At 73.2% G+C, this 6,666-nt stretch carries 4 protein-coding genes; 3 read left to right on the top strand and 1 reads right to left on the bottom strand.

Annotation, left to right across the window (positions count from 1 at the left end):
* On the bottom strand, window positions 1-1,584 hold the full coding sequence (locus AC060L_RS30625) for an ABC transporter substrate-binding protein (protein ID WP_483802212.1): 1,584 nt from the start codon (window positions 1,582-1,584) through the stop codon (window positions 1-3).
* Between the two features lie 223 nt (window positions 1,585-1,807).
* Here AC060L_RS30625 and AC060L_RS30630 point away from each other — a divergent pair, with 223 nt between their 5' ends.
* From AC060L_RS30630 to AC060L_RS30640, 3 genes are all read left to right on the top strand, one after another.
* Window positions 1,808-3,550: a DUF885 domain-containing protein gene (locus AC060L_RS30630; protein WP_483802213.1), complete on the top strand. Its 1,743-nt coding sequence runs from the start codon at window positions 1,808-1,810 to the stop codon at window positions 3,548-3,550.
* Window positions 3,551-3,806: 256 nt separating this feature from the next.
* Window positions 3,807-4,148, top strand: a complete 342-nt coding sequence (locus AC060L_RS30635) for a DUF5132 domain-containing protein (RefSeq protein ID WP_483802214.1) — start codon at window positions 3,807-3,809, stop codon at window positions 4,146-4,148.
* Between the two features lie 249 nt (window positions 4,149-4,397).
* Entirely contained in the window at window positions 4,398-6,656 is a 2,259-nt protein-coding gene (locus AC060L_RS30640; RefSeq protein WP_483802215.1) for an ATP-binding cassette domain-containing protein, read from the top strand.
* The last annotated feature ends 10 nt before the right edge of the window (window positions 6,657-6,666 follow it).

A 6,666-nucleotide genomic window follows, 5' to 3' on the forward strand; every position in this document is an offset into this window, starting at 1 on the left:
TCATCGGTGCAGCCGGATGCTGGTGGGGACGAGCTGACCGCCGAAGCTCGTCGCGAAGGTGGTGCGGTGGCCGTACACGGTGCTCAGGCCGTCGGCGATCGGCAGGGCGTCGGCCGCGCGCAGCAGCGCGGCGGCGGCCTGGTTCCAGGTGCCGCAGCCGGTCGTGTCGGCTTCCTGGAGCGCTTGGGCGACCAGGGTGTCGTACGCGGGGTCGGCGACGCCGGCGAAGTTGAGGCCCTGGGCGGGGAGCGGGCCGGAGAAGAACGGGACGAAGCCGACCGGCAGGGCGAAGCCCGGGGTGCTGCCGACCACGACGTCGAAGTCGCCGGTCTGGTACATGGCGTTGACGAGGGCGGGCAGGCTCTCGGTGGTCACCTGGACGTCCGCGCCGAGCGCCGTCCAGGTGCGGGCCATCAGCTCGGCGACGGACGGCAGGGTCGGGCCGAGGTCGGGGCTGGTGATCAGGCGCAGCCGGAGCCGGTGGCCGTCCTTGCCGAGCGGGCCGTCGGCGGTGCGGGTCCAGCCGGCGGCGCGCAGGGCCTCGGCGGCGTCCTGCGCGGGCAGGTTGGCGGCGGCGAGGTCGGCGTGGCAGACGGCTCCCTCGGCGCCGAAGTCGGTGGCGGGCCGTCCGGTGCCGCCGACGGCGACGTTGGCGAGGCCCTGGCGGTCGAGCGCGGACACCAGGGCGCGGCGCAGCGCCGGGTCGGCGAGGGCCCGGTCGGGGCGCTGGTTGAAGAAGGTCAGCCCGACGACGGTCGCCACGTCGGCGGTGGCCAGGCCGTGGCCGGTGAGCCGGGCGCGGTCCGGCCCGTTCACGGTCGCGATGTCGACGCCCCCGGTGAGCAGCAGGTTCGCGGTGGTGGACGCCTGCGGGACCACCGAGAGGACGATCCGGGCCGGCAGGCCGGGTGCGGCGGTGGTCGCCCCGTTCGGGCCCCAGTTGTAGCCCTGGCGGACGGTGAACTCGTAGGGCCCGCCGGGGGTGTAGTGGGTGAGCACGTACGGGCCGGTGCCCTGGGTGGTGCGGTCCAGTGAGCCGGGCCGGTCGAGGCCGGCGGGGCAGACGATCGGCAGCAGGCCGAGGGTGCGGGTGAGGAAGGGGAAGGGCGCGGCGGTGCCGGCCGACACGGTGCCGGCCCGGTCGTCGGCGCTCGCGGTGAACGGGACGTCGGGCAGCACGCTCCGGGCGCCGGCGAGCTGGTGGGCCGGGTCGCCCGCGTAGCCGAGCGCCCGGGCCACGGCGGAGGCGGTGAGCGGGGTGCCGTCGGAGCAGGTGATGCCCGGGCGGAGGGTGAAGGTGGCCGTGGTCGTGGTGGCCTGCCACGAGGCGGCGAGGCCGGAGACCAGGGTGCCGTCGGGGGCGAGGTTGACCAGCGAGTCGTAGGCGTAGCGGGCCTGACTGGCCCCGAAGGTGGAGTACGGGTCGAAGCTCGGCGTCTCGCTGGCCTCGGCGATCCGGACGGTCCCGTGCTCCACCAGGGGCGTGGCCGTCGAGGAGGTGGTGACGCCGCCGCAGCTGCTCAGCGCCACGGCCGAGGCCGTGACCAGGGCCGTGAGCGCGGCCGGCAGGGTGCGTCGGGACATGGGCGCCATGGTGTCACCGGTGTCGGCCGTGGCGAGGCAACTGAAGCGTGCGGTAAGCGTGTTCGAACGGCCGGAGCGGCGGCCTGCCGGCCCGGCCGGGAGCCGCGGGCGGCGGCCGGGACGTGCGGTCACCTGCGGTCGCGATTCACCCTTTCGAGGGGTGTCGCGGTCGGCGTCACCTGGTCCGGGCTGCCCGGTGGCCGGTCGTCGCCAGGATGGTGGCATGAGGACGAACGAACCGGGCCCCGGGATCAGCTCTCTGACCGACCGCTACTGGGAGTTCCTGCTGGCGCGGGATCCGATGCTGAGGGTCCGCCAGGGGCTTCCGGTCGAGACGCTGCCGGGCGCGTCGCTCGCCGAAGCCGAGGAGCGGGCGCGGCTCGCCGAGGAGGTGCTCGACCGGGTACGCGCGCTCGACGGCGCCCAGCTGCCCGGCGCTGAGTTGCCCGGCGTCGAGGCCGACACCGCCGCCTTCCTGGCCGGACTGGCCGAGCAGGAGCTGCGGGCGCACCGCCGCTACTGGCTGACGCCCGCCGCCACGCCGTACCGGCTGTTCCCGCTGTCGCTGTACACCGACGCGGTCCTGCGCCCCTTCCGCTTCGCCGAACGAGCGGACGCCGAGCGGTACTTGGCGCTGGTGCACCAGCTGGCCGGGGTGGTCGGCTCGATCGGGGACAAGGTGGCGGGGCAGGCAGCGCGCGGTTTCCGGGTGCCGGCGCCGGCCCTGGCCGGAGCGCGCGCCACCGTCGCGGGCCTGCGGGCCTCTGTCGCGAGCAGGGTGGAGGTGGACGGAGCGCAGGTGGACGGGGAGCGGCTCGGCGGGCTGGGCCCGACCGGGCGCGGACGGCTCCGGGACGGCGTTCGGCAGCTGGTGGACGGTGAGTTGGCACCGGCCTTCGACCGGCTGCTCGCCGTCCTCGACGATCCGGCCTATCTGCGTGCGGCGCCACAGGAGGTCGGCTGGGCACGGTACGAAGGCGGCGAGGAGGCGTACCGGGACTTCGTCCGGACCCACACCGGGGGCGACACCACGCCCGAGCGGCTGCACGAGCTCGGCCGGGAGCAGTGCCGCGAACTCGCCGAGCGGATGCGGGAGGTGCGCGCGGCGCTGGGCTTCCACGGCTCCGAGGCCGAGTTCCACGAGCGGCTGCGGACCGAGCCCCGGCTGCACGCCCGGACGCCGGAGGAGGTGGAAGCACGCTACCGCGGCCACCTCGACCGGCTGGCCCCGCTGCTGCCGCGCTGGTTCGCCGTGCTGCCGCAGGCGCCGTACGGGCTGGCCCGGCTGGATCCGGCGCTGGAGCCGGGGATGACCTTCGGGTACTACGAGGCGCCGACCGCGGCCGACCCGGTCGGGCGCTACCGCTACAACGGCTCGGACCTGGACCGGCGGTCCCTGCTCGGCTCGGCCTCGCTGATCCACCACGAGCTGGCGCCGGGGCACCACTTCCACCTCGCCCGGCAGGCGGAGGACCGCACCTTGCCGCAACTGCGTCGCGAGGTGGCCGAGTTCGGCGCGTTCAACGAGGGCTGGGCCGAGTACGCGGCGGGCCTCGGCTGGGAGATGGGTCTCTACGAGGACCCGTGGGACGCCTACGGGCGCCTCGCGCAGGAGCGGTTCACCGCGCAGCGGCTCGTCGTGGACACCGGGCTCAACCTCGGGACGATGAGCCTGGAACAGGCCCGGGACTTCATGCGGGCCAACTCCACCGAGGCGGACGGCCAGATCGACTCCGATCTGCTGCGGTACTCGACGGATCTGCCCGGGCAGGCGCTGTCCTACCGTGCGGGCTACCTGGAGTTCGCCGGGCTGCGGGCGCTGACCGAGGCGGACCTGGGTGCCGGGTTCGACGTGCGGGCTTTCCACGAGGCGGTGCTGGGCGGCGGCGCGCTGCCGTTCGCCGCCCTGCGCCGGAGGGTGGCGCGCGAACTGGGCGGCCGCCACGAAGGCGATCCCGAGAAATAGGTTAATAGGACTGTGGATAGCACTCTCATGAGTGAAACCAGCCGGGTCTGTTTGGCCTCGATGTACATGACTGGACTACGGTGATCGAGGAATGGGCGGTGCGCCCCATCGATGGGAATTCGACCCGGCAGGGAATCCGGCACGGGAATCGAGAATTCCGAAGATGGGCGCTGCCGTCCGTACCGCTGTGCGCGCTCCGGAGTCCGCAGTGCCCGGGGTCCTCTGTCATACGTCTGCGTAGAGAGGTTGGAGCATCATGCCGCCCGTCGTTCCGCCGTTCCTGATCGGTCTCATCGTCGCGCCACTGGCCAAGCGCATCCTCAAGCCGTTGATGCTGGGTGTCGTCAAGACGTCCGTCGGTGTCGTCATGGAGGTGAAGAAGGCGGCCCACGAGGCCGGGGAGAACATCCACGACATCGCGGCCGAGGTGGCTGCCGACATGATGGCGGCGCAGGTCGTCGCGTCCGACGGCTACCGCCCCGCCGAGAACGCGGCCCCGAACGGCGAGACGGGCGAAGCCTCCAACGGCGAGACGGGCGAGGCCCGGTCGCCGAAGATCCGGGCGACCGCCGGGGTCGGCGCCGGCAAGGCACACTGACGCCCTGAACCGCGGCCCGGCCCGCCGCCTGGGCGCGTCCTCCGGTAGACCTCTGGAAGGCGTGTCGACGCGGCGGTCGGCCGTGGCCCTTTCGGCCGCGTCTCCCCCTCCTTCGGATTTTCCACTCCGTCGCAGTAATCCGCCGTGCGCAGAATTCTGCGTGCCCATGGACGGACTTACCGTGACCCCCGCAAACAGGTGATCGTACACATGCCATCTCTGCTGGGTGCCGCAGCCGGATTCGGCCCCGTGGATTCGGACGCAAGACCGCGCTCGGTCGTTCCGGGCCGTCAGCGCTGGGACGTCAAGCTGGTTATCGGGCGGCCCAGGACGGCCGAAGTCCTCGCCGCCGCCCTGCGCCGCGTCCCCGGGATCACCGCGGCCCAGGCCAACCCGGTCACCGGTGGCGTCCTCGTCCGACACGACGTACGGGTACCCGCCGCGGAGATCGGGCGGATCATGCGCAGGGCGGTCGCCCTGGTCGCGGAGGGGCCGGCCAGGAGGCGACCTCCGGCGTCGGCCCGCCCGGCCGCCGTGCCGGCCCCGCGACCCGACCGCGGCCTCGTCGTACGCCCCGTCCTCGCCGTCGGCGGTGGAGTGGCGGCCGGCATCGCACTGGTTCGCGGGTCGGCGCTGAGCAGGCAACTGGTGGCACTCGGCGGGGTCGCGGTGGCGACCGCGGCCGTCGTCCGGAAGGCCTGGCGCAGCACGGTCGAGACGACCAGGGACCCGTCCGAGACCGGAGCCACACGCCACCCCCTGCTGGAGATCGTCGGACCGAACCGGAAGCGGCTCTACCGCGCCTCCGCGCTCTCGGTCGCCTGCCAGGTCTCGGAGATGGCGCTGGGCACCTTCCTCGGCTGGACGGGACTGGTGCTCATCAAGGGCGAGGCGGCGCCGCTGGCCCGCCTCGGCCTGACCACCGCGTCCGCCCAACTCTGGGGCCTGGCCGGTCTGGTGGCGGCGGCCTGCGCCGCCGTGGCGGGCCTGTCGTACGCCTCGAACCTCCAGTGGCGCGGGCTCGGCCAGGACATCGAGCACGACTGGCGCAGCCGGACGTACGCCCACGTGCAGCACCTCGAACTGCGGCACCTGGAGGGTGAGCGGACCAGCCGGGTCGCCGGTGCGCTCACCGAGGACGTCAGTCAGCTGGGCACCTTCTTCGCCACCTCGGCCAACGACGTGCTGCACCTGGGGACCAGCCTGGCCATCCTGGTGCCGGTCTTCCTGCTGATGGCGCCGCAGATCGCCTGGATCGCCTTCCTGCCGATCCCCGTCATCGCCTGGCTGTCGCTGCACTACCAGGACAAGGTCGCGGGCGACTACGCCGTCTCCGGCGAGAACCGGGCCAGGCTGCACAGCCAGCTGGTCAACACGCTGGAGGCCGGTGCCACCGTGAAGAGCTTCTGCACCGAGGACTACGAGGCCGAACGCATCGACGCCTTGAGCGAGGCGGTCCAGGAGAGCAATCAGCAGACCGCCCGGAGCACGATCCGCCACGCCGAGACCGTCCGCGCCTGCACGACCGCCTCGATGGCCGGCACGCTGCTGGTCGGCGGCCGCTCGGTGCTCAACGGCACGCTGCGCTTCGAGGTGTTCAGCCCGCTGATCGGGCTGCCGCAGATGGTGCTGTTCCGGATGAACCGGCTCGGCGGCATCGTCGACCAGTACCAGCGCACCCTTGCCGCCCACGACCGGGTCCAGCGGCTGCGGGCCCTGCCCGTCGAGACCGAGGGCACGGGCGGACCGCTCGACGTCGAGACGGTGAAGGGCGAGATCGTCCTCGAGGACGTGACCTTCGCCTACCCCGGTCGGCCGCCGGTCCTGGAGGACCTCTCGCTGAGCATCCCCGCCGGGCAGGTCACCGCCCTCGTCGGCGCCACCGGCTCCGGCAAGACGACGGTCGCCAAGCTGCTGATGCGCTTCCAGGACGCGGAATCCGGCAGCGTGCTGCTCGACGGGCGCGACGTGCGCGACCTGCCCCGGCACGACCTGCGCCACGCGATCGGGTTCGTCGCCCAGGACCCGTTCCTCTTCGACGGAAGCATCGCCGACAACATCCGCTACGGCAGCTTCGGGGCCTCGGACGAGGCCGTGGTCGAGGCGGCCGCGATGGCCGAGGCACACACCTTCATCTCGACGCTGCCGGACGGCTACGACACGCTGATCGGCGAACGCGGCGCCGCGCTCTCCGGCGGCCAGCGTCAGCGGATCGCCCTGGCGCGCGCGATCCTCAAGGACTCGCCGGTCGTGATCCTCGACGAGGCCACCTCCGCCGTGGACAACGAGACCGAGGCCGCCATTCAGCGCACGCTGCGCGGCTTCGCGGCCGGCCGGACGATGGTCGTCATCGCCCACCGGCTCTCCACCGTCCGCCACGCCGACCGGATCTACGTCCTGGACAAGGGCGGCATCGTCGCCGAACAGGGCACCCACGACGAACTCGTCACCCAGCACGGACTCTACGCATCCCTCTGGCAGCTCCAGGCCGGCGAACCAGCCGCCTGACCCCGCAGCA

Source organism: Kitasatospora sp. NEAU-69 (assembly GCF_057158765.1).

Excerpts from the sequence above, each read along its gene's own strand:
- AC060L_RS30625 (WP_483802212.1), bottom strand. The coding sequence starts at position 1,584 with ATGTCCCGACGCACCCTGCCGGCCGCGCTCACGGCCCTGGTCACGGCC.
- AC060L_RS30635 (WP_483802214.1), top strand. The coding sequence starts at position 3,807 with ATGCCGCCCGTCGTTCCGCCGTTCCTGATCGGTCTCATCGTCGCGCCA.
- AC060L_RS30630 (WP_483802213.1), top strand. The coding sequence starts at position 1,808 with ATGAGGACGAACGAACCGGGCCCCGGGATCAGCTCTCTGACCGACCGC.